The organism is Methylophilus sp. 3sh_L (assembly GCF_046766015.1).
Taxonomy (GTDB): Bacteria; Pseudomonadota; Gammaproteobacteria; order Burkholderiales; family Methylophilaceae; genus Methylophilus.
In genome coordinates, this window is sequence record NZ_JBKOUF010000008.1 from 1 (window position 1) to 21122 (window position 21122).

Genomic DNA, 21122 nt, shown 5'->3' on the forward strand with positions numbered 1-21122 from the left:
ACACCATTGAACCACGTATGTATGACATACGAGCCAGTTGAGTCCAAATACGTTGCTGGTCAACCATGGGTTGGTGCTACTTTGACTATGTTTGCTGGTCCAGACGGCGTAATGGGTGGCTTCGGCGCTTACGATCCAATGACCAACAAAAAAGTTTGGTACAACAAAGAGAAGTTCTCTGCATGGGGCGGTGCTCTGACTACAGCTTCTAACATCGTGTTCTACGGTACTTTGGATCGCTGGTTCAAAGCTGTTGATGCACAAAACGGTAAAGAACTGTGGAAATTCCAAGTGGGTTCTGGCGTGATTGGTAACGCATTCACCTACGGCCATGCTGGTAAACAATACGTTGGCGTATTGTCCGGTATCGGTGGTTGGGCTGGTGTTGCGATGAACTTGGGTATGACTAACGACACAGACGCACTGGGTGCTGCTGGTGGCTACAAAGAGTTGACCAAGTACAACGCTGCTCCTGGCGGCGGTGCATTGAACGTGTTCTCACTGTAATTTGAGTTAGACTTAAATTACATTTACAGAAGTACGTTGACTCCTTAACACCCTGCTTCGGCAGGGTGTTTTTTTTCATGAATTTCATGATTAAAAACCATGAACAATTAATTAAGTAGTGTTTCCCTACAAATCAATACGTATTCAAGATAAGATGATTGAGTTTGTCGTGAGTTAATCGAACTTTTGCATATGAAGAAGTTCAAAAAGCGACAGGAAACAATCACAAAAAAGGAAGAAGTCAAAATGAAAATATGGAATATGCTGGGTGCGGTTGGATTGATGTTGGTAGCGCAATCATGGGTGTCTGCAGAAGAGATTGACATTCCCTCCATCAACCCTGATGAGGGCCGGATTGGTGAAGTGCGCCGCGTAGCGGATGAGTCTGAGTTCAAGGTCTGTTCTGATCCCGACAATATGCCTTACTCAAATATAAAGCTGGAAGGATTTGAGGACAAAATTGCAAAAGTGCTGGCGGATGATCTCGGCAAAAAGCTGACCTTTCAATATGCTTATAACCGCCAAGGTTTCTTGCGCAATACGATTAACGCGATGCGCTGTGATGTGATCATTGGCATGACATCCGACTTTGACGGCTTGAGGACGTCTAAACCTTACTATCGCTCAGGCCATGTATTCGTCTGGCGTAAGGATAGTAATTACGATATTACTAACTGGGATTCCCCAGACTTGAAAAAAGGCATTATCGGGATTGTAGATAAAAGTCCGGCCACCATTCCTCTGAATGATTTTAACTTGATGACGAATGCACGCCCTTACCGCTTGCAGCGTGACCTGAATTTACCAACCAGTTTCATAATTGATGATCTGGTTAAAGGCGACATTGATGTCGCCGTAATGTGGGGGCCGATCGCTGGCTACTTCGTAAAAAACTCCAAAGTGCCACTTGAGATGCGCCTGATTCCTGAGTACAACAAAGTGAATCTCAAAGGTAAGGAGTACTGGAACATTTCAGTGGCTGTCCGGATGAAGGATAAAGAGCGCATCAAAATGATTAATGAAGCCCTGGAGCGCAACAAAGATAAAATTGATGCCATTTTGAAAGACTATGGGATCCCAACCGTGCCTGTGGTTGAAGGCGATAGTGTGTATAAAAAATAACAGTGCTGCCAAAAAAGTTTTATAAACAGGCAGTTGCTAATGACAAGCAAAAAAAAACACAGTAGAATCGTTGCCTTGTTTTGAGATGGCTGTGTGATAAATTCTGTCATTAATTAATGAATTATTCGTCAACCGTTTCTGGAACGATTCGTTAAATGAGCATGCGGTAATTGTTTGGTTTTCCACTTATCGCCGCTCATTTTGTTTAGGATTAGGAGAAAACATGTTAGGCAACACACTTAAATCAGCATTGTTGATTTCCTTGATGGCATTTGCCACAGGTGCAATGGCTGATATTACTTTTTCAGCAACTCAAGACGGTTCTACCATTAATATTGACAAGGCTTTGTTCGATACAGATGCTGCTAAAGAGTTTTTGGCAACGGGTAAAAACCCTTACATCGGTAACGAAGATGCCATCAAAAAAGGCAAGAAAATTTTCAACATGTACTCCTGTGTTGCTTGTCACGGTGGTAAAGGTGAAGGCGCTGTTGGCCCTGGCCTGATTGGCGCGAACTTCCGTTACGCTAAAAACGCAACAAACAAAGGCATGTTCGAAACCATCTGGCACGGTACCAACGGTGGTATGGGCGCTAAAGGTTTTGGCCTGATGGCTCCAGATGATGGTTTGAAGCCAGATGAAGTGTTGAAAGTAATTGCTTATGTGCGTAGTAACAGCAACGTAGGCATGACAGGTAACGAATAATTCGTTGCGAATAAAGACGGTCACTTAGGTGACCGTTTTTTGTTTTTATGGCACAATAAAAACATGCTGTATGATCATAAGAATATAACAAGCGTGGCAGCATTTTAAGGAATAACACTATATAAAACCTGGGGGTAACGATGAGAAGTTTATTATTAACAGCATTGTTGGCTGCAATGTTGTCGGCATGTAACAACGGTGGGCAATCGGCAAGTGCTTCCGCCGAAAGTGGGGATGTTAAAGCGATACAGTTTGTCGCTACCCAAGACGGTCAACCGATGGAAATTGACCATAAAATGTTTGATACGCCTGCTGCCAAGGAGTTTTTGGCAACAGGTAAAAACCCATATATTGGTAATGAAGAGGCGATTAAAGAAGGCAAAAAGAAATTCAACTTGTTCTCTTGTGTTGCTTGCCACGGCGGGCATGGTGAAGGCGCTGTAGGGCCTGGCTTGATCGGTGAAAATTTCCGCTATGCGAAGAATGCAACTAATAAAGGCATGTTTGAAACCATCTGGCATGGTACCAACGGCGGGATGGGTGCTAAAGGCTTTGGTTTGATGGCGCCAGATGATGGTTTGAAGCCTGACGATGTATTGAAAATCATCGCTTTTATTCGTAGTCATGCCAAAATTACTGGTAACGAATAGTCGTATTATTTGAGGTGTTGTGCGCGCTTGGCAGTACGGCAGGCGCGCTTTTTTATTGAAGGATTAATGTGAGCGTGACTGACGAAAATGATTTACACCATGTCATTATTGTAGGTGGTGGTGCAGGTGGCCTGGAGTTAGCCACCAAATTGGGTGATTCCTTGGGCAAAAAGAAAAAGGCCAGGATCACTTTGATTGATGCAACCCGAACCCATGTCTGGAAACCGCTATTGCATGAAATTGCAGCAGGCAGCATGGACCCTGACCGCCATGAGCTGGAGTATCTGGCACAGGCACACTGGCATCACTTCAAATTCAGATTAGGCCGCATGGATGGCCTGAATCGTGCCACGCGTGAGGTGTTTTTGGCCCCCGTGCATGATGAGGACGGTAATGAAATCATTGCGCGCCGTTCATTCAAATACGATACCTTGATTATTGCAGTGGGAAGTACTACCAATGATTTTGGTATCAAAGGGGCGCGTGAGTATTCGCTTGCCTTGGATACCCAGGCACAAGCGCAAAAATTCCATCGCTATTTACACAATGCATTGCTGCGCGCGCAAACACAACCTGAGCCTTTAAAACCCGGTCAGCTTGAAGTGGCGATTGTAGGGGCTGGCGCAACCGGTGTAGAGTTGGCCGCCGAGTTGCACAATACGACGCGTGAACTTGCGGCCTATGGCCTGGATAAGATTGATGCAGACCGCGATGTAAAAATTTCATTGATTGAAGCCAGTGACCGTATTTTGCCAGCGCTGCCACCTAAGCTTTCTTATGCGGTGGATGTTGAGCTGCGTAAATTACGGGTCAATGTCTTCACCGGTGAACGGGTGACCGAGGTATCGCCTAAAGGGATCACTACACATAGCGGACGTACGATTCCTGCGGAGTTAGTTGTTTGGGCAGCTGGTATCAAAGCACCTGATTTCCTCAAGGATATTGATGGTTTGGAGACAAACCGTATTAACCAGTTAGTGGTGAACCAACATTTGCAAACGACGCGTGATACCAATATCTTTGCATTTGGGGATTGCGCGGCTTGCCCTTGGCTGGGTCACGATGCGACAGTGCCGCCACGTGCACAGGCAGCCCATCAGCAGGCTTCGCTGCTGATCAAGACAGTGAAAGCGCGTGTTGCTGGGAAAGAGTCCTTGCCAGAGTTCCACTACACTGATTACGGTTCATTGGTGAATTTGGGTAAATACTCGACTGTTGGTAGCTTGATGGGCGCGGTGGCGGGTGGCAGCATGTACATCCAGGGGCTGTTCGCTCGAGTAATGTATCGTTCGTTGTATAAAATGCACTTAATGGCCTTGCACGGGGTGTTAGCGGTTATTGTGCATACGATTGGGCGTATCATTTCGAGACGGACTGAACCGCATGTCAAATTGCATTAACCTTCAACAATAAAAAAGGGCGCTCAAGCGCCCTTTTTTATTGCTTAAAATCCAATTTTTATCGAACGCTTACCGCTGGATGTGCTTGCGATAAACCAAGGTGATCAATGACATGCTTAGAATAATAAAGGTGCCGAAAATAGCGACAATGGTATTGATCTCAAGTTTGGCGCCTACCATCCAGGTGTAAGCACCCAGCAGTAATAGAATACCGATGTTCTCGTTAAAGTTCTGCACGGCAATCGAGTGTCCGGCCCCGAGTAGATGATGCCCTCTGTGCTGCAGCAATGAGTTTAGCGGTACCAGGAAGTAGCCTGAAAGCATGCCGATGACAAACAGCAAGATGCCAGCCAGTATCGGGCTGTGGATGACGATCATGGTCATCACCAAGATCCCCATATAAATGCCAGCCGGTAATACTTTAACGGCATTCTCAAGCTCAACATATTTAGAAGCGATAATCGAGCCGATCGCGATCCCCACAGCAAGAATAGCAATCAAATAAGTGGCTTGTTGTTGCGAGAAGCCTAAACGGATATCCGCCCATTGCAGAACCACAAACTGTAATGTTGCACCGGCACCCCAGAATAAGGTGGTGACAGCGAGTGACACCTGGCCTTGCGGATCTTTCCAGAGTGTGATGAATGCGTGCCAAAAATCCTTGAGTAGAAACCAGAGATTTTTTTGTTCTACTTTGTGGTCAATCGGCACCTTGGGAATATAGTAATTGAAGGCTGCTGCCAGCAAATACAAACACATGATACAGGCAATGCCGATATATGGGTTATTTGCGGACAAGGTCGAGCCGAGCACTGGCCCTAAAATAATTGCCGTGACTGTGGTGCCTTCCATCCAGGCATTGGCCTTGATTAGCAGATTTGACGGCAGCATCTCGGTCAGAATGCCGTATTTCGCCGGCGAATATGCCGCGGCACCGATTCCAACCACTGCGTATGCATACAGGGGCGGAATGCCTGCTAGCGCCATCAGGCAGCCAATAAACTTCAGGCCATTACTCAAAAACATGACCCGACCTTTGGGCAGGGCATCGGCAAAAGGACCGACAAAAGGCGCCAGCAAGATGTAGGAAATCACAAAAAATTCGCGTAATAGCGGCTCATGCCAACTAGGGGCGTTTAATTTTGCCAGTAGGGCAATCGCAGCAAATAGCAATGCATTATCTGCGATTGCCGACAAAAACTGGGCAATCAGTAAGGTATAAAAGCCTTTGACCATAACAAGCGCGCAGACGAGTGTCTACAAGACCTCTGCTGCAAAATCCGCCAGGCGGGAGCGCTCACCACGCACCAGGGTGATATGTCCGTTATGCGACCAGTTTTTAAAGCGGTCAACGACATAAGTCAACCCTGAGCTACCTTCTGTGAGGTATGGCGTATCAATCTGGGCAATATTCCCCAGGCAGACCACTTTGGTGCCGGGACCAGCACGTGTAATCAAGGTTTTCATTTGTTTTGGTGTGAGGTTTTGTGCTTCGTCTATGATCAGAAACTTGTTCAGGAAGGTCCGGCCACGCATGAAGTTCAAGGATTTGATTTTAATGCGGGTGCGGATCAGGTCCTGGGTGGCTGCACGCCCCCATTCTCCCACGTCCTCATCGGTTTTATTGAGGACATCCAGGTTGTCTTCGAGTGCTCCCATCCAGGGGGCCATTTTTTCTTCTTCGGTGCCTGGTAAAAAGCCGATATCTTCACCGACTGGCACGGTCACGCGGGTCATGATGATTTCCGAGTAACGTTTTTTATCCAGGGTTTGTGTGAGCGCGGCTGCCAGGGTGAGCAGGGTTTTGCCGGTGCCAGCCTGGCCTAGCAGGGTGACAAAATCAATGTCAGGGTCCATCAGCAGGTTGAGCGCAAAGTTTTGCTCACGGTTGCGCGCGGTAATTCCCCACACGCTGTGTTTGGGGTTCATGTGGTCCTGAACAACTTCCAGGATGGCTGCATTATCTTCAATTTTGCGCACAATGGCATGAAACGGCTTGTTGAATTCATAAAAAACAAACTCGTTCACGAGCAGTGATTTGACGATCGGGCCGCTGATTTTGTAATACATCCGGCCAGATTCCTGCCATGAATGCATGTCCTTGCTGTGCAAGTCCCAAAAGTTTTCTGGCAGTTCGCGCAAGCCGGTGTACAGCATATCGCTGTCTTCCAGCACCTTGTCGTTAAAATAGTCCTCAGCCGCCACGCCCATGGCGCGGGCTTTGATGCGGATATTAATATCCTTACTCACCAGAATCACATTGCGTTTCGTATGTTGCTTCTTGAGCGCCAGCACTACGCTGATGATCTGGTTATCTGCCTTACTGCCAGCCAGTCCAGGCAAATCGGTTGGCACATGTTCTGTTTGGAAAAACAGTTTCCCGGTTAAATGGCGGTTACCCTGGATAGCTAGCGGACAGCCCTCTTCAAGGTTGGCACTCTCATTGCCGCCCATGATTTCTTCTAGGAATCGGCTGGCTTGGCGCGCATTCCTTGCCACCTCGGTCAAGCCTTTTTTATTGTTGTCCAGCTCCTCCAAGGTGACCATGGGGAGGTAGACATCGTGCTCTTCAAATCTGAACAGCGACGAAGGGTCGTGCATCAAAACGTTAGTATCGAGAACAAAAAGCTTGGTTTGTGGAGCACGGGCCATAGAAAATCACTTTTATGAGTGGGAAGACTGTATGCTGGCTAATACCTCAGCGGCATGACCATCGACTTTGACACCACGCCATTCGCGCACAATGATGCCTTGTGGGTTCACCAGAAATGTACTGCGCTCAATACCGCGCACTTGTTTGCCGTACATGTTTTTCATTTTAATCACATCAAATGCCTGGCAAGCCACTTCATCGCTGTCTGAGATGAGTTCAAATGGAAAGCTGTATTTGGCCTTGAAGTTTTCATGCGATTTGAGGGTGTCACGTGAAATACCAAAAATGACGGCATTCGCTTCTAAAAAGGCAGCATGCATATCACGGAATTGCATCCCTTGCGTCGTACAGCCTGGGGTAGAGTCCTTGGGGTAAAAATACAGGACGAGAAACTTGCCTAAATAGTCTTTGCTATTAAATTGCAGGCTGGAGGTCGCAGGTAAGCTGAGTTCTGGAACAGGTGAATTTAACATAGTTGACATCGCTATCACTTAATCACATTGTTGATAAAAATACAAAATTAAGCAAGCACAAATCGCACATTCCTTGCCTGCAATCATGCAGCACAATAGAGGCTGATGATTATTGCGGTAACAAGATGGTAATGCGCGTTCCGGTGCCTGCACTACTTTCAAAGGTCATGCTACCGCCGAGCTCCTCGCACACTTTAAATGCAAACGGAATGCCAAGACCAGTACCAAACCGCTTGGTGGTTGGCCCGGGCGTCAGTGCGTGCGGGTCAGGCTTAAAGGGCATGCCCGGCCCCTGATCAATAATCACTAGCGTCAGCAATTGATCATGCAGGGAACAATGCAGTTGGATTTCTGCCCCTTTAGGTGATGCCTCTGTGGCGTTTAGAAGCAGGTTGTAGAGCATTTGTTCCAATAAGTGCTCATCGGTCAAAATGAGCTGTTGCACCGTTGTGCTGTTTTCTTGCAGCCGGATCTGCTTTTCATTGAGCTTGGGATTTAAGGTGGTGATCGCCCCTTGCACAATATTGGATAGTCGTAATTGATTAAGCATAGGCTTAATTGGATGAAGGTATGACAGCAGGCTACCTGTCCAGCGCTCTAGCCGGTCGACGGTGTGGATGATGCCTTGAATAGACTCAATGGTATCTTTGTCGAGTTGCGGGTCATCAATGACTTGCGCGGTCGCCCGGATACTCGCCAAAGGGTTGCGGATGTTATGGGCCAGCATAGGCACCAGCAGGCCAAGTGCGGCTTGTTTCTCGCTTTTGACCAGTGCATCGCGGCTGGCTGCCAAGTCTTCGGCCATCTTATTGATTTCACGCGATAGCATGGCCAACTCTTCCGCGCCAGCCTCTGGCACCTGATGGGTGAGGCTACCGCCACTAATCGCATTGGTGGCTTGCATGATGTCATTAATCGGGCGCACGATGGATTCTTTCAGGATGCGCCTGGAATAGACGATCAGCACACAGGCTAGTAGCAGTGGCAACGACAGGACCGCGATAGAGTTGCTTCTTGCTTCATCCAGTCTGTGCTTGATTTCACCTTGCTTGATCATGAGCAGACGTTCTGCCCGCTTTGATACTTCTTCGTAGTGTTTGAAAATGCCGGTTTCAATGTCCTGATAGATGGATTTCTGGGCATTGCGGTCCGGATTATTTTTGTAACGGTAAAACAGCGCAGGAGCTTCATTCACCAGGCTGCGGTATTTGTGTTCGATCTCCATCAGCGCATCGCGCTCTTCCTGGTCCAGGGCAATCGACTGCAAACGCTCCATATGCAAAAGAATGGATGTCGTATATTGGTTGTACTCATTAAGTGCATTCGCTTCCTGCAAAAAAAAGGCATCAAATAGCTCTTTCATTTGCCGGTAAAGGTCGCCCCGCACCAGATAAATTTCCTGGATCACAACATTGATGCGTTGGGATTGTTTGGAGGCCTTGTCCCATAAGTAAATACCGTAGCCGCCACTGGCGACGGCGAGCACAATCAGGGCAATAAAATAAATGTCGTGAAAAAGCAGTAAGGACCTGAGCGGTTTGTCATGTTGCCAATGTTTGGAAGAGCTGTCTGGCTTTCGCTTGAACAAGATGTGCGCCTAACTGGAAAGTTTGAAGCTGACCGTAACAATAATGTTATTGATTCTGCCACGTAATATCTCGTGGAAGTGAGGTTTTAGTTGCGATTTTTGTGCTGCAGCTAAGGCCGCATCATCAATGGCTTTGTTGCCGCTGGATTCGACCACCTCAATATTGGTGATATTGCCATGATCGTCAATGCTAATGCTTAGTTTGACATCGCCCTCTATGCCTCTGTCTTGTGCAATGCGCGGGTAGCGCTGATTTTTCTTCAACTCCCGATGCGCCGCACTTCTAAAGGCATTGCGCGCTGCGTCAATGTCCCCTTCGCTAGGACCAGAAGCCTTGACAGGTTCTGGCGGGGCTGCGGGCGCAGGGGGTGGCACTGCGACTTCAGGCTTGGCTTCACTGACGCTGGGTTTCGCGGCAATCACGGCCGGGGCGGGTGACTCTACCACAGGACGAGGTGTTTCTACTGCTTGCTCTGGCGTCGGCGACGGCTTTTGTGGTATCACAGGCTTTTGCTCTATGGGCTTAGGTTCTGCTTTTGGCTGCTGTGGCTGTGGTTTGGGCGGGGTCGGTTTTACAGGCTCAGGTTCTGCAGGAGCTGGCGGGGCAGGCTTCACTGCTGGTGGCTCTGGTTTGACCAGTTCAATGCGGATTTCCTGCTTTTTAGGCGGCGGCAGGTCGTAGTCAGGTTTGGGAAGGGTAAACATCATCAAAGCATGTATCAGCAGTGAGGCAATTAAGCACCACTCTAATAAATGACTGAATTGTTTTGTTTCTTTTATCACGGCTTGCACGCCAATATCCCTTTTGATGACCCCCGCAGCAAGCCGACACTATAAGCTATTTTTGAATATTCTTGCCAGTTTGCCTAGGTTGGAGTGGGCTAGAAAATACCTTTGAATGGTTGTACTTCTACCCAACTACCTGCTTCTATGGATTGAGCGTAGTCGTCGAGCAAAATAAAGCAATTGGCCTGGCTCATGCTGCTTAAAATACCGGACCCTTGCTCGCCAGTGGTTTTGACCTTCCAGTGATTTCCCGCCTGAAACAAGATCCCGCGTTGAAACTCGGTGCGGCCCGGCGCTTTTTTGATCGTGCTGACGCATTCAACTTTAAATGTGGGAACTGTGCTTTGCGGGCTTCCCATCAAGGTTTTGAGCGCAGATTGTACAAACTGGTAAAACGTGACCATGGTGGAAACTGGATTGCCAGGCAAGCCAAAATAATGTGCTTGCCCCAACTTGCCATATGCCAGCGGCCGCCCTGGTTTCATGTTGATTTTCCAGAAGAGCACTTCGCCATGGGTTGCCAGCAGTTGCTTCATAAAGTCTGCCTCACCAACAGAGACGCCACCACTGGTGATCACCACATCAAACTGCGCCGCGGCTTGCAACAGCGTATGTTCCAGTGCTTGAGGATCATCTGCGATATTCCCCATATCCTCAACCTCTACGCCCAAGGCTTGCAACATGCCCCACAGGCTGTAGCGGTTGCTGTCGTAAATTTGGCCCGCTTGCAAGGGCTGCCCTACGCTGACCAGCTCATCACCAGTTGTGAAAAAAGCCACTTTGAGACGCCGGTAAACTTCTATCTCGGCGATCCCTAACGAGGCCAGTAAACCCATATCCGCTGGCTGCAGCGTGTGACCGTTATCAAGTACGGTTTGCCCGATCGCGATGTCTTCGCCTTCCAAACGTACGTTGGCGCCCTTGCCTGGCAATTTTTGGATGCTGACATATTCACCGTCGACCGCTGTATGTTCCTGCATGACGACGGTATCTGCATCTGGCGGCACCACGGCGCCGGTCATAATTTTGATGCAAGCTCCCGCTGGAATGATTGCGTCAAATGCTCTGCCGGCAAAAGCGGTGCCGACAATATGCAAACGCTGTGCCGCTTCCGCGTGCCTGAAGGCAAAGCCATCCATGGCAGAGTTGTTATGGCCAGGCACATTGAGCGAAGAGATCACCGGGCTAGCGAGCACTCGGCCAAGCGCGTGCTTGATCGAGATGCGCTCGGTCTCTTGCACGGGCGTCAGGAATTGCTGGATGTACAGCCGCGCTTGAGCGACCGACATGGCATTCGGGTCATAATCCTCAGCGCCAGCCGGGTCGTGGGCTAATTGACGTAATAAATCTTGTTTCTGGTTCATAGGGAGGTTTGTTGGCGTTCATTGATGTTGGTAAACGCTTGCTCATCTTCAAAGCTAACGTATATATGAGGATGCTGCGCTTGCCACGCACTCACTTTGCGTTGGCCTTGCGCTAAAAATTGATCTAAATCGTTGCACAGGGTGCGCGGCATCAGGCAAAAGACCGGGTGTGTCCCGCTCTGGCTGCGGGCAATCGCCAGGGTGTTGACTTGCTTGTGTAATTGTTGCGCGACCTCTACGGCGCTTTTGAGCCGACTGACCAGGTCCAGCGGTAGTAAGGGCGAATCACACGGAACGCTCACGATCCAGTCCGTGGCTGCATGCTGCATACCGGCTTGCATGCCGGCTAAAGGACCCTCAAACTGGTCGTTGGCATCAGTGACCACGGGTACGCCAAAACGCTGGTACTCGTCCAGATGACGGTTGGCATTGATGAGGACATGGTCCACTTGTGGCTGGATGCGTTCAAGCACGTGCGCGACCAGCGGCTTGCCCTGATGGTCTACCAGGCCTTTGTCCACGCCCCCCATGCGCAAGCCGCGCCCTCCGGCAAGAATGACTGCGGTTATCTGCATCAACCACCTGTATGGGACATGAAGCGCACGACGGCGGGTGAGGCTCGACGCAAATCAAAGTCATGCCCTTTGGGTTTGATGCGCATGCCATGCAAAATGGCTTCTACCAGGGGCAAGTCATCATCTGGATGCTGACGCAACAGTGGCAATAAATTGACCTGATGATCCTGGCCCAGGCATAAAAACAGCTCTCCCTGGCAGGTGATGCGAACGCGGTTGCAGTTTTCACAAAAGTTGTGGCTATGAGGTGAAATAAAACCAATTCTGGTGGCTTGCCCGTTCACCTGCCAATAGCGGGCAGGACCGCCGGTTTTGTGGGTGCTTGGCGTGAGTGAGAACTTACTTTTAAGCAATGCCAGCGTCTCTGAGTTATTCACGTAACTCTGCTCGCGGTTGTGCGCCACTTCGCCCAACGGCATTTCTTCAATAAAACTAATATCGATGTGTTTTTGAATGGCAAAGTCAACCAGGGCTTCTGCTTCATCCTCATTGATGCCCCGCATCAGGACTGAATTGATTTTAATGTTTTCAAAGCCGGCCGCGATGGCAGCATCCAAGCCGCTCAATACTTTGGATAATTCGCCTACGCGCGTGATGGCTTTAAATCGGTCTGCCTGCAAACTATCGATGGAAATATTGATGCGTTTAACCCCTGCCGCTTTCAATGCTTGGGCATATTTATCCAGTTGGCTGCCATTCGTGGTGATGACACACTCTTGCAGGCCAGGCAAATGACCAATCTCCTCAAACAGCCAGAGTGCATTTTTGCGTACCAGCGGTTCACCACCAGTGATGCGAACTTTACGTACGCCCATACGGACAAACAATTTAACCAGACGCGCGCACTCTTCCAGGGACATGACTTCGTGACGAGGTAAAAAGGTCATGTCCTCTGCCATGCAATATTGGCAGCGAAAATCGCAGCGGTCAGTAATCGACAGGCGGATGTAGTCCACCTGTCGGCTAAACTGGTCGATCAATTGGGTGGGCAGAGGGGCTGGCGTGTGCATTGCAATCATTAAAATTTAAAGTAATCAGCATTTTATGCCCTTTTTTTGCTTTAACAAGGCATAAATAGAGGATATGATGCCATGGTGATAGAATGTAACTGAATTGTAACTCGTCAGGATGTGAGGTCGGTTTGGATAACACTTTAAGCCATGAACAGCATGCGCAAATTCAAGCGCATATTCAAGCACACCAGCATGTACCGGGGGGCTTAATGCCGCTGTTACATGCGATTCAGGACGATATCGGCTATGTGCCGGAAACCGTCTATCCAGACATTGCCAAGGCCTTGGCACTCTCGGTGGCCGAGGTGCACGGCGTGGTGAGTTTCTATCATCATTTCCATACCCATCCGGTTGGCAAACACGTGTTGCAAGTTTGCCGCGCTGAGTCCTGCCAAGCCATGGGCTCAGAAAAGCTGGAGGCAGAATTGAAAGCCAGACTAGGCGTGGACTATCATCAAACCACTGCGGATGGCGAAGTGACCTTGCTACCGGTCTACTGTCTGGGCAATTGTGGTTGCTCGCCTGCCGTCATGCTGGATGAAGAGGTCTATGGCCGCATGAATACACAAAAAGTGACGGATCTGATTGCTGAGGTGTGTCATGGTTAAAATCTATGTGCCTATCGATTCGACAGCGCTTTCTTTAGGGGCTGAGCGCACTGCAAAAAAAATCATCCAAGAAGCCGAGGCAAGAGGCCTAGCCATTACGCTGGTGCGTAATGGCTCACGAGGGTTGTTCTGGCTAGAGCCCCTGGTCGAAGTTGAAAGTGCGCAAGGGCGTGTCGCCTTTGGCCCAGTCTCACCCGCAGATGTGGCTGGCTTGTTTGATGCCGGGTTTACCCAGCCCTTGGCAGACCAAGCAAAAGCGCATCCTTTATATCTCGGCTTGACTGAAGAGCTCTCCTGGCTAAAAAAACAGCAGCGTCTCACTTTTGCACGGGTCGGTGTGACTGAACCGCTCTCGCTCGAAGACTATCTTGCACAGGATGGGTATCAAGGGCTCAAAAATGCGCTGGCAATGTCTGGCGCGGACATCGTCAAAGCGGTGACAGACTCGGGCTTGCGTGGCCGCGGCGGCGCTGCGTTCCCGACCGGCATTAAATGGAATACGGTGTTGAATGCGCCCGCCGAACAAAAGTATGTGGTTTGTAATGCGGATGAGGGCGATTCTGGCACCTATTCCGATCGTATGATCATGGAAGACGATCCGTTTGTCTTGATTGAAGGCATGACCATTGCCGGGATTGCTGTCGGGGCAACACAGGGTTATATCTATTTGCGTAGCGAATATCCACATGCCTTGAAAACACTGAATGAGGCGATCCGTAAGGCCAATCATGCCGGTTACCTGGGTGAGAATATACAGGGCTCCGGCCATACGTTTCACCTGGAGGTGCGCCGTGCGGCAGGCGCTTATGTGTGTGGCGAAGAAACTTCTTTATTGGAAAGCCTGGAAGGCAAGCGTGGACTGGTGCGCTTCAAGCCACCGCTGCCTGCCATTGAAGGCTTGTTTGGCAAGCCAACCATTGTGAATAACGTGATTTCGCTCGCGACGGTGCCGATTATTCTGGATAAAGGCGCGCAATATTATGCAGATTATGGGATGGGGCGTTCACGCGGCACCTTGCCTATCCAGTTGGCGGGCAATTTAAAACAAACCGGCCTGGTGGAGTTGGCCTTTGGCGCGACCTTGCGTGAGTTGCTGTATGACTATGGTGGCGGTTCAGCGACCGGACGGCCAATTCGTGCCGTACAAGTGGGTGGGCCGTTGGGCGCCTACTTGCCTGAAAGCCAGTTTGATACGCCGCTGGATTATGAAGAATTCGGCAAAATCTGGGCGGTACTGGGGCACGGCGGCATTGTCGCCTTTGATGACAGTGTCGACATGGCGAAAATGGCACGCTACGCCTTCGAGTTTTGCGCTGAGGAAAGTTGTGGCAAATGTACGCCTTGCCGCATCGGCTCAACCCGTGGGGTCGAGGTGATGGACAAGATTATGGTCGGAAATAACCGCGCCAAGCAGGTACATTTGTTGCGCGATTTATCAGACACCATGCTGAACGGTTCATTGTGTGCCTTAGGCGGGATGACGCCTTACCCGGTCTTGAGTGCATTGAACCATTTCCCTGAAGACTTTGGATTAAGTGGTAAAGAGGCTGCAGCCTAGGCAGCAAAGGACATTATTATGGATGACATTAAATACTCCTCTTCACAGCCGCAATCCCTCAAGTATGACCCGGACAAGGATTATGGCACACCAAAATCAGATAGCGATGTGATGGTGACCCTCAATATTGATGGGGTGGACGTCACCGTGCCTGAGGGCACTTCTATCATGCATGCGGCGCAGTTGGGGGGCGTTACCGTACCTAAGCTTTGTGCTACTGACTCTCTAGAGCCGTTTGGTTCCTGCCGCTTATGCCTGGTCGAAATCGAAGGGCGTCGTGGCTATCCTGCCTCTTGTACGACGCCAGTCGCGCCCGGCCTCAAGGTGAAAACGCAAACGCCTAAATTGGCCGATGTACGCCGGGGCATCATGGAGTTGTATATTTCTGACCATCCGCTGGACTGCCTGACTTGCGGCGCCAATGGGGCTTGCGAGTTGCAGGACATGGCGGGTGCGGTGGGTTTGCGTGAAGTCCGCTATGGCTACGAAGGCGAAAATCACCTGGGGCAAGCTAAAGATGAGTCCAATCCTTATTTCACCTTTGACCCATCCAAATGTATCGTCTGTTCGCGTTGCGTGCGTGCGTGTGAGGAAACCCAAGGTACTTTTGCCTTGACCATTCAAGGCCGCGGCTTTGATAGCAAAGTCTCAGCGGGCAATAAAGATTTCCTGGACTCTGAATGTGTGTCTTGCGGTGCATGTGTGCAAGCTTGCCCGACCGCCACACTGATGGAAAAAACCGTGATTGAGGCTGGGACGCCAGAGCATAAAGTGACAACAACATGCGCCTATTGCGGCGTGGGCTGTAGTTTTGACGCAGAGATGAAGGGCGAACAAGTGGTGCGCATGACGCCAAGCAAAAGCGGTGGCGCCAACCATGGCCACAGTTGTGTCAAAGGTCGCTTTGCCTGGGGCTATGCGACGCATGCGGATCGCATTACCACACCTATGATACGCAAGAGTATTCATGATCCCTGGCAAAAAGTGAGCTGGGATGAGGCAATTAATTATGCTGCTGGCGAAATCCAGCGTATCCAAAAACAGTATGGCAAAGAGGCCGTTGGGGGGATCACTTCCAGCCGTTGTACCAATGAAGAAGTGTATGTCACTCAAAAACTGATCCGCGCCGTGTTTGGCGTGAATAACGTGGATACTTGTGCCCGTGTTTGCCATAGCCCGACCGGTTATGGCCTCAAGCAAACGCTAGGAGAGTCTGCGGGCACACAGACCTTTGATTCAGTGATGAAGTCAGATGTGATTTTTGTCATGGGTGCTAATCCTACCGATGGTCACCCTGTGTTTGGTTCATTGATGAAGCGCCGTTTGCGTGAAGGGGCCAAACTGATTATCGTCGATCCACGCGAAATCGACCTGGTCGGCAATTCTCCCCATATCCGTGCTGACTATCACCTTAAGCTGCGCCCAGGGACCAATGTGGCCATGATTTCAGCTATTTCGCATGTGATTGTGACCGAAGGGTTGGTACAAGAGGACTTTGTTAAAGCGCGCTGCGAATGGGATTCTTATGTGGCCTGGCGTGATTTTGCCGCCAAGCCTGAAAACTCTCCAGAAGCACTTGAAAAAGAATTGGGCGTGCCAGCCAAAGAGGTGAGAGAAGCTGCACGCTTGTATGCTACCGGTGGCAATGCGGCCATCTACTATGGCTTAGGCGTCACAGAGCACAGCCAAGGTTCCACCACCGTGATGGGTATTGCCAACCTGGCGATGGCGACCGCGAATGTCGGTCGTGAAGGCGTGGGGGTGAACCCGTTGCGCGGGCAGAATAATGTGCAAGGCTCTTGTGACATGGGGTCCATGCCGCATGAATTCCCAGGTTACCGTCATGTGTCTGATGATGAAACACGGGCACAATTCGAGCAGGCATGGGGCGTCAAACTGAGCGCCGATCCTGGACTGCGTATTCCCAATATGCTGGACCTGGCCGCTGAAGGCAGTTTTAAAGCGGTCTACTGTGTGGGTGAGGATATTGCCCAGTCAGACCCAGACACCCAGCACGTCACCCATGCATTGGAAAATATGGAATGTGTGATTGTGCAGGACTTGTTCTTGAATGAAACCGCCAAGTTTGCGCATGTGTTTTTCCCCGGGGCGTCATTCCTCGAGAAAAATGGCACGTTTACCAATGCCGAGCGCCGCATTTCGCCCGTGCGTAAAGTCATGACGCCCAAGAACGGGATGGAAGACTGGGAGATTACCGCTAAGTTTTCGGCTGCTCTGGGTTATCCCATGCAGTACGCACATGCCAGCGAGATCATGGATGAGATTGCCGCTTTGACTCCTACTTTTGCTGGAGTCAGCTTTAAAAAACTGGATGAGTTGGGCAGTATCCAGTGGCCTTGTAACGATGAGGCGCCGGCTGGCACACCGACCATGCATGTGGATGCATTTGTGCGTGGCAAGGGCAAGTTCTTTGTGACGCAGTATGTGCCTACCACTGAGCGTGTTAACCAGAAGTATCCCTTGATCCTGACCACAGGCCGTATCTTGTCTCAATACAACGTAGGTGCGCAAACCAGACGTACCCAAAACGTGGTCTGGCATCATGAGGATGTGATCGAGATTCACCCGCATGATGCTGAGGACCGTGGGATTGTTGAGGGCGACTGGGTGGGGATTACCAGCCGCGCCGGGCAGACCGTGTTGCGAGCCAGGATTACCGAGCGCGTACAACCTGGCGTGGTCTATACCACTTTCCATCATCCTGAGTCCGGTGCCAATGTGATTACCACCGATAACTCGGATTGGGCGACCAATTGTCCAGAGTACAAGGTGACGGCAGTGCAGGTATCCAAGGTAAATCAATTGTCTGATTGGCAAAAACAGTATCGTTCATTCAGTGATACCCAGATTGAGTTGTCAGGCATGGATCCGCAGACGGTTGTATCCTGATGACCGCAGTGAAAGAGGTGTTTACGCAATGTTCTCTGTCGGTTGAGCAGGCATTGCCGCCACAAGCAGCTGCGCAAGCGGTTGCCACGCTGGCGGTGAGTCGCTGGCGGCAGGGTGAGGTGACGGTCGTCGCCGACGCTTTGGCGCAAGAAGTCCCGATTGCGTTTGTGTATAACGGGATTTCACATGTAGTAATGATGGCTACCCCGGCTGACCTGGAAGATTTTGCCTATGGGTTTTCTTTTACTGAAGGCATCATCACTGCGCGCAACCAGATTTATGGGGTTGAGGCGAAAGCGATCATGCATGACGATGGTCAATTGCAGGGGGTTGAGCTGCACATAGAATTAGCCACCGAGCAATTTGTTGCACTGAAGGCGCAACGGCGTAACCTCACTGGCCGAACGGGTTGCGGTTTATGCGGTGCAGAAAGCCTGCAGCAAGTATTTAAGCATCCTGACAGGGCCGTATCAGCGCCCGTCAGACTGGATGCTGACGTCATCGCTACGGCGCTTGCAGGATTGCAATCCCAGCAGCCTCTGCAACAGATGACAGGCGCGACCCATGCCACCGCCCTTGCCGATAGGCAGGGGAAAGTCGTGTGTGTGCGGGAGGATGTGGGTAGGCATAACGCCCTGGATAAACTGATCGGTTCGCTGTTGCGCCAGCAAGTCGCGTGGCCTGACTGCTGGCAGGACCACTGGGTGCTGACGACTAGCCGTGCCAGTTACGAAATGGTGCAAAAAGTCGCGATGGCGGGTGGCCGCGTGTTGGTGGCGATCTCGGCTCCTACGGCTTTGGCTGTTAACCTGGCTAAGGAGTATGGTTTTTTACTGGTTGGCTTTGCCAGGGCGGGCCAATGTGTTGTGTATAGCGGCGAGCTTGGCCCAGCGGCCTGAGCAGTCATTCACAAGAAAGTGTGCTTGGAAATGGATGTTGAAAAATTAATTAAAATGGCTAACCAGATCGGTGACTTTTTTGAGGCCAATCCTGATACGGAAGAAGCTCAGCGTGAAATCGCCAGCCATCTGAAAAAATTCTGGAATTCCGTCATGATCAAAAGTCTGGTTAGCCACGTCCAGCAGCATCAGGGGCAAGGGTTGCATCCACAAGTGGTTGCGGCGGTACAGCAATACGTGCAATAACCCTGATTTTGAATGGCGGCTTAGATCGATGCCTTGCCGGACTGGACTTGGGCTATTTGCTGTGTCGCTGTAACAATCTGAAAGACTCGCGATTCTGGCGGGTCTGTTCCCCTTCCCAAATGACGCGCCATTCATCCCCAGGTAACACATGGCGTTTGCCAGGCTGGTCTTCAATCAGATACAAATCACAGGTGAGTTTTGCAGATGGCTGAGTCTGTAAACGGATTTTGGCATGATAGTGCAGTAACTCTTCTTGCGAGCTGCCGATATTTTGCGCATAAATGCATTGGTAATGCTCAGGCAAATGATGGCGTAAATCTTCAAACAAAGGTTGATAGGTGCGCGCAGCTTCTATCATGGGGAGCCACAAACTCATAAATACCGTCCAGGCGCAGGTCATGCCTATGGCCCAATTCGTGGCGCTGGAGCGGTTGGAATGTTTGGAGCGCAAGACGATAGACAGCCAGATCAGGGTCACTGCGACTGCAATCGCACCATAGAGCAGGCTAAATGGAATGGTTTGCAATCCAGACAGGTAACTCAGGCGTTGGTAAAGTTTAACTGGTGATCCATTGAGCATGGCCCACCATCCTAACCAGGCAATCGCGATCAAAATGCCGAACAGGATCAATCCAAACCAGTTTAAGGCGCCTGCAGCACCGCGTTTGAGTGTTTCAATGCTGCCAGCAGCCAGCACGGTGAGCGGTACCAGTAAGGGTAAAGCATTCACTTCGCTACGGTCGCTGTAAAAGCCAATCAAGACAAAAGCCACTGTAAAAAAGATCAGTCCCAGTTGAAACCGGTAGGTTGATAAAACGCTCTGGCGGAAACGCCAAACGCCCCACATGGCAAAAGGCAGGGCAGGCCAGGCATACCAGGCCAATGTCCTGACAAAGTAAGTGTGTTTTGTTGGAAATTGTACTTGCCATTGGGATGCCCACCAGCCTTGCCATAGCTCCGGTGCCCATTGCTGGCACAGCGAACACCAAAGCCAGATGCCGGGCGTAGCAAGCAACACGCCTGTTAGCAACGCCTGGGATTGGGCGCGATGTTGGCGGATGGCTGGCAGGAACAACAAGCAAGCGGTGGTGGCGACAATAGTGAGCGCAGGTAATACGCCGCCAGCCAAAAAGGAGATCATCAAACCTGTCGCCAGCAAGAGGGTGGCGCGGATTGGTTTGCGGATGACCAGTGCTTGGGCGTAAAAGGCCATGGTAATCCCTGTCAAAGCGGCGATGGCCGGCATCATGGTGTGTGCACTGACAACTAATCCCAAACAGCCGATAAAAATAAAGTTGGTTTGCCTGCCGACTCCAAAATTCCAGAGTTCACGGCCACTGAGCCCCATCATGATGAGTGTCAGCAGCATCCACACGCCCACGCTCAGCCGGGCTGCATCATGTATCGGTAAAAAAGGAGACAGCAAATGCGCGAAGCCGGTGGCGACCCAGTAAAACAACGGTGGCGTTTCAAGCGCAGGGTGGCCTGCAGATACTGGGGCAATCCATATACCCTCTGTCCAGCTTTTCGCAGAGAGGAATGGGTGCTCAAACAAACTTTGGATGATACTGGCCGTTTGTGATTCAAACGGCTTCCAGGGGGAGTGCCCAATTAAGCCTACACACAACCAGATGGCACAGAGCAAGATTAACAGGTGCGCCTTGGCACGCTCCCCCACCTTGGCACGCGGGGTGGCCATGTTTTCTTGCCAGTCGTGGTCAATGTAAAACTGCATCGTGGAGTACAGGTCGCGAAGTAAATGCCTTTAACTGGAGTAAGTGATTCAACACAAACAAGCCAAAGCAGTATAGATGAAAACAAAAAAGGCAGCCATGCTGCCTTTCTGGACGATCTTCGCCGAAATTACATGCCGTATTTTTGGCGGAATTTCTCAACGCGACCAGCGGTGTCCACGATCTTCTGTTTACCGGTGTAGAACGGGTGGCACTGTGAACATACTTCAATGTTCAAGTCTTTACCAGTGGTAGACCGGGTTTTAAATTTATTGCCACAGCTACATGTGACGTTGATTTCCGGGTAATTTGGGTGAATGTCAGCTTTCAT

The 21122-nt window shown here is 50.3% G+C and carries 19 protein-coding genes and 1 pseudogene; 10 read left to right on the forward strand and 10 right to left on the reverse strand.

Annotation, left to right across the window (positions count from 1 at the left end):
• The 5 genes and pseudogenes from ACIDF8_RS13045 to ACIDF8_RS13065 all read left to right on the forward strand — a co-directional run.
• A pseudogene (locus ACIDF8_RS13045) lies at positions 1 to 507 on the forward strand (PQQ-dependent dehydrogenase, methanol/ethanol family); the annotation flags it as partial.
• A gap of 246 nt (positions 508 to 753) precedes the next feature.
• Positions 754 to 1629, forward strand: a complete 876-nt coding sequence (locus ACIDF8_RS13050) for a quinoprotein dehydrogenase-associated putative ABC transporter substrate-binding protein (protein ID WP_412011051.1) — start codon at positions 754 to 756, stop codon at positions 1627 to 1629.
• A 223-nt stretch (positions 1630 to 1852) separates the two neighbouring features.
• Positions 1853 to 2335, forward strand: a complete 483-nt coding sequence (locus ACIDF8_RS13055) for a c-type cytochrome (RefSeq protein WP_412011052.1) — start codon at positions 1853 to 1855, stop codon at positions 2333 to 2335.
• A 140-nt stretch (positions 2336 to 2475) separates the two neighbouring features.
• On the forward strand, positions 2476 to 2985 hold the full coding sequence (locus tag ACIDF8_RS13060; RefSeq protein ID WP_412011053.1) for a c-type cytochrome: 510 nt from the start codon (positions 2476 to 2478) through the stop codon (positions 2983 to 2985).
• Between the two features lie 74 nt (positions 2986 to 3059).
• Positions 3060 to 4385 (forward strand): NAD(P)/FAD-dependent oxidoreductase, encoded by a 1326-nt coding sequence (locus tag ACIDF8_RS13065; protein ID WP_412011054.1) that lies wholly within the window; start codon positions 3060 to 3062, stop codon positions 4383 to 4385.
• A 69-nt stretch (positions 4386 to 4454) separates the two neighbouring features.
• Here ACIDF8_RS13065 and lplT read toward each other — a convergent pair whose 3' ends face one another.
• The 8 genes from lplT to moaA all read right to left on the reverse strand — a co-directional run bounded on the left by lplT (position 4455) and on the right by moaA (position 12834).
• Positions 4455 to 5621 carry a lysophospholipid transporter LplT gene (gene lplT, locus ACIDF8_RS13070; protein WP_412011055.1) on the reverse strand — a complete coding sequence of 389 codons (1167 nt, stop codon included), beginning with the start codon at positions 5619 to 5621 and terminating at the stop codon, positions 4455 to 4457.
• Positions 5622 to 5642: 21 nt separating this feature from the next.
• A complete protein-coding gene (locus ACIDF8_RS13075) occupies positions 5643 to 7037 on the reverse strand; it encodes a PhoH family protein (protein ID WP_412011056.1) in 1395 nt (464 codons plus the stop codon).
• A gap of 12 nt (positions 7038 to 7049) precedes the next feature.
• Positions 7050 to 7511 (reverse strand): peroxiredoxin, encoded by a 462-nt coding sequence (locus ACIDF8_RS13080; protein ID WP_412011206.1) that lies wholly within the window; start codon positions 7509 to 7511, stop codon positions 7050 to 7052.
• Between the two features lie 109 nt (positions 7512 to 7620).
• Positions 7621 to 9099 (reverse strand): sensor histidine kinase, encoded by a 1479-nt coding sequence (locus tag ACIDF8_RS13085; protein WP_412011057.1) that lies wholly within the window; start codon positions 9097 to 9099, stop codon positions 7621 to 7623.
• Between the two features lie 9 nt (positions 9100 to 9108).
• On the reverse strand, positions 9109 to 9807 hold the full coding sequence (locus ACIDF8_RS13090) for a TonB family protein (RefSeq protein ID WP_412011058.1): 699 nt from the start codon (positions 9805 to 9807) through the stop codon (positions 9109 to 9111).
• A gap of 173 nt (positions 9808 to 9980) precedes the next feature.
• Positions 9981 to 11249, reverse strand: coding sequence for a gephyrin-like molybdotransferase Glp (gene glp / locus ACIDF8_RS13095; protein WP_412011059.1), 1269 nt, complete (start codon positions 11247 to 11249; stop codon positions 9981 to 9983).
• On the reverse strand, positions 11246 to 11824 hold the full coding sequence (gene mobA / locus ACIDF8_RS13100) for a molybdenum cofactor guanylyltransferase MobA (protein ID WP_412011060.1): 579 nt from the start codon (positions 11822 to 11824) through the stop codon (positions 11246 to 11248). Before mobA ends, glp begins: the two co-directional genes overlap by 4 nt.
• Positions 11824 to 12834: a GTP 3',8-cyclase MoaA gene (gene moaA, locus ACIDF8_RS13105; RefSeq protein WP_412011061.1), complete on the reverse strand. Its 1011-nt coding sequence runs from the start codon at positions 12832 to 12834 to the stop codon at positions 11824 to 11826. The genes mobA and moaA overlap by 1 nt, the downstream gene beginning before the upstream one ends.
• Before the next feature lie 131 nt (positions 12835 to 12965).
• Between moaA and ACIDF8_RS13110 the strand changes: the two genes are divergently transcribed.
• From ACIDF8_RS13110 to ACIDF8_RS13130, 5 genes are read left to right on the forward strand one after another with little or no spacing between them, the layout of a single operon-like run.
• Complete coding sequence (locus ACIDF8_RS13110) at positions 12966 to 13445, forward strand: formate dehydrogenase subunit gamma (protein WP_412011062.1); 480 nt, start codon at positions 12966 to 12968, stop codon at positions 13443 to 13445.
• Positions 13438 to 15003, forward strand: coding sequence for a formate dehydrogenase beta subunit (locus tag ACIDF8_RS13115; protein WP_412011063.1), 1566 nt, complete (start codon positions 13438 to 13440; stop codon positions 15001 to 15003). The genes ACIDF8_RS13110 and ACIDF8_RS13115 overlap by 8 nt, the downstream gene beginning before the upstream one ends.
• 18 nt (positions 15004 to 15021) lie before the next feature.
• Entirely contained in the window at positions 15022 to 17913 is a 2892-nt protein-coding gene (fdhF, locus tag ACIDF8_RS13120) for a formate dehydrogenase subunit alpha (protein ID WP_412011064.1), read from the forward strand.
• Complete coding sequence (fdhD, locus tag ACIDF8_RS13125) at positions 17913 to 18812, forward strand: formate dehydrogenase accessory sulfurtransferase FdhD (RefSeq protein ID WP_412011065.1); 900 nt, start codon at positions 17913 to 17915, stop codon at positions 18810 to 18812. Before fdhF ends, fdhD begins: the two co-directional genes overlap by 1 nt.
• Positions 18813 to 18842: 30 nt before the next feature.
• The gene (locus ACIDF8_RS13130) at positions 18843 to 19058 is read left to right on the forward strand and encodes a formate dehydrogenase subunit delta (RefSeq protein ID WP_412011066.1); all 216 of its coding nucleotides are present in this window, start codon (positions 18843 to 18845) and stop codon (positions 19056 to 19058) included.
• Between the two features lie 52 nt (positions 19059 to 19110).
• On the opposite strand, the gene ACIDF8_RS13135 is transcribed toward ACIDF8_RS13130, so the two are convergent.
• Positions 19111 to 20793 (reverse strand): ArnT family glycosyltransferase, encoded by a 1683-nt coding sequence (locus ACIDF8_RS13135; protein ID WP_412011067.1) that lies wholly within the window; start codon positions 20791 to 20793, stop codon positions 19111 to 19113.
• Positions 20794 to 20921: 128 nt separating this feature from the next.
• Complete coding sequence (gene rpmE / locus ACIDF8_RS13140) at positions 20922 to 21122, reverse strand: 50S ribosomal protein L31 (RefSeq protein WP_049639371.1); 201 nt, start codon at positions 21120 to 21122, stop codon at positions 20922 to 20924.

Bases quoted from the DNA above. Each gene is read 5' to 3' on its own strand.
- ACIDF8_RS13090 (WP_412011058.1), bottom strand. From the start codon at position 9,807: ATGATGTTTACCCTTCCCAAACCTGACTACGACCTGCCGCCGCCTAAA.
- ACIDF8_RS13050 (WP_412011051.1), top strand. From the start codon at position 754: ATGAAAATATGGAATATGCTGGGTGCGGTTGGATTGATGTTGGTAGCG.
- ACIDF8_RS13115 (WP_412011063.1), top strand. From the start codon at position 13,438: ATGGTTAAAATCTATGTGCCTATCGATTCGACAGCGCTTTCTTTAGGG.
- ACIDF8_RS13080 (WP_412011206.1), bottom strand. From the start codon at position 7,511: ATGTTAAATTCACCTGTTCCAGAACTCAGCTTACCTGCGACCTCCAGC.
- ACIDF8_RS13130 (WP_412011066.1), top strand. From the start codon at position 18,843: ATGGATGTTGAAAAATTAATTAAAATGGCTAACCAGATCGGTGACTTT.
- lplT (WP_412011055.1), bottom strand. From the start codon at position 5,621: ATGGTCAAAGGCTTTTATACCTTACTGATTGCCCAGTTTTTGTCGGCA.
- ACIDF8_RS13055 (WP_412011052.1), top strand. From the start codon at position 1,853: ATGTTAGGCAACACACTTAAATCAGCATTGTTGATTTCCTTGATGGCA.
- ACIDF8_RS13060 (WP_412011053.1), top strand. From the start codon at position 2,476: ATGAGAAGTTTATTATTAACAGCATTGTTGGCTGCAATGTTGTCGGCA.
- ACIDF8_RS13135 (WP_412011067.1), bottom strand. From the start codon at position 20,793: ATGCAGTTTTACATTGACCACGACTGGCAAGAAAACATGGCCACCCCG.
- mobA (WP_412011060.1), bottom strand. From the start codon at position 11,824: ATGCAGATAACCGCAGTCATTCTTGCCGGAGGGCGCGGCTTGCGCATG.
- ACIDF8_RS13075 (WP_412011056.1), bottom strand. From the start codon at position 7,037: ATGGCCCGTGCTCCACAAACCAAGCTTTTTGTTCTCGATACTAACGTT.
- fdhD (WP_412011065.1), top strand. From the start codon at position 17,913: ATGACCGCAGTGAAAGAGGTGTTTACGCAATGTTCTCTGTCGGTTGAG.
- rpmE (WP_049639371.1), bottom strand. From the start codon at position 21,122: ATGAAAGCTGACATTCACCCAAATTACCCGGAAATCAACGTCACATGT.
- glp (WP_412011059.1), bottom strand. From the start codon at position 11,249: ATGAACCAGAAACAAGATTTATTACGTCAATTAGCCCACGACCCGGCT.
- fdhF (WP_412011064.1), top strand. From the start codon at position 15,022: ATGGATGACATTAAATACTCCTCTTCACAGCCGCAATCCCTCAAGTAT.
- moaA (WP_412011061.1), bottom strand. From the start codon at position 12,834: ATGCACACGCCAGCCCCTCTGCCCACCCAATTGATCGACCAGTTTAGC.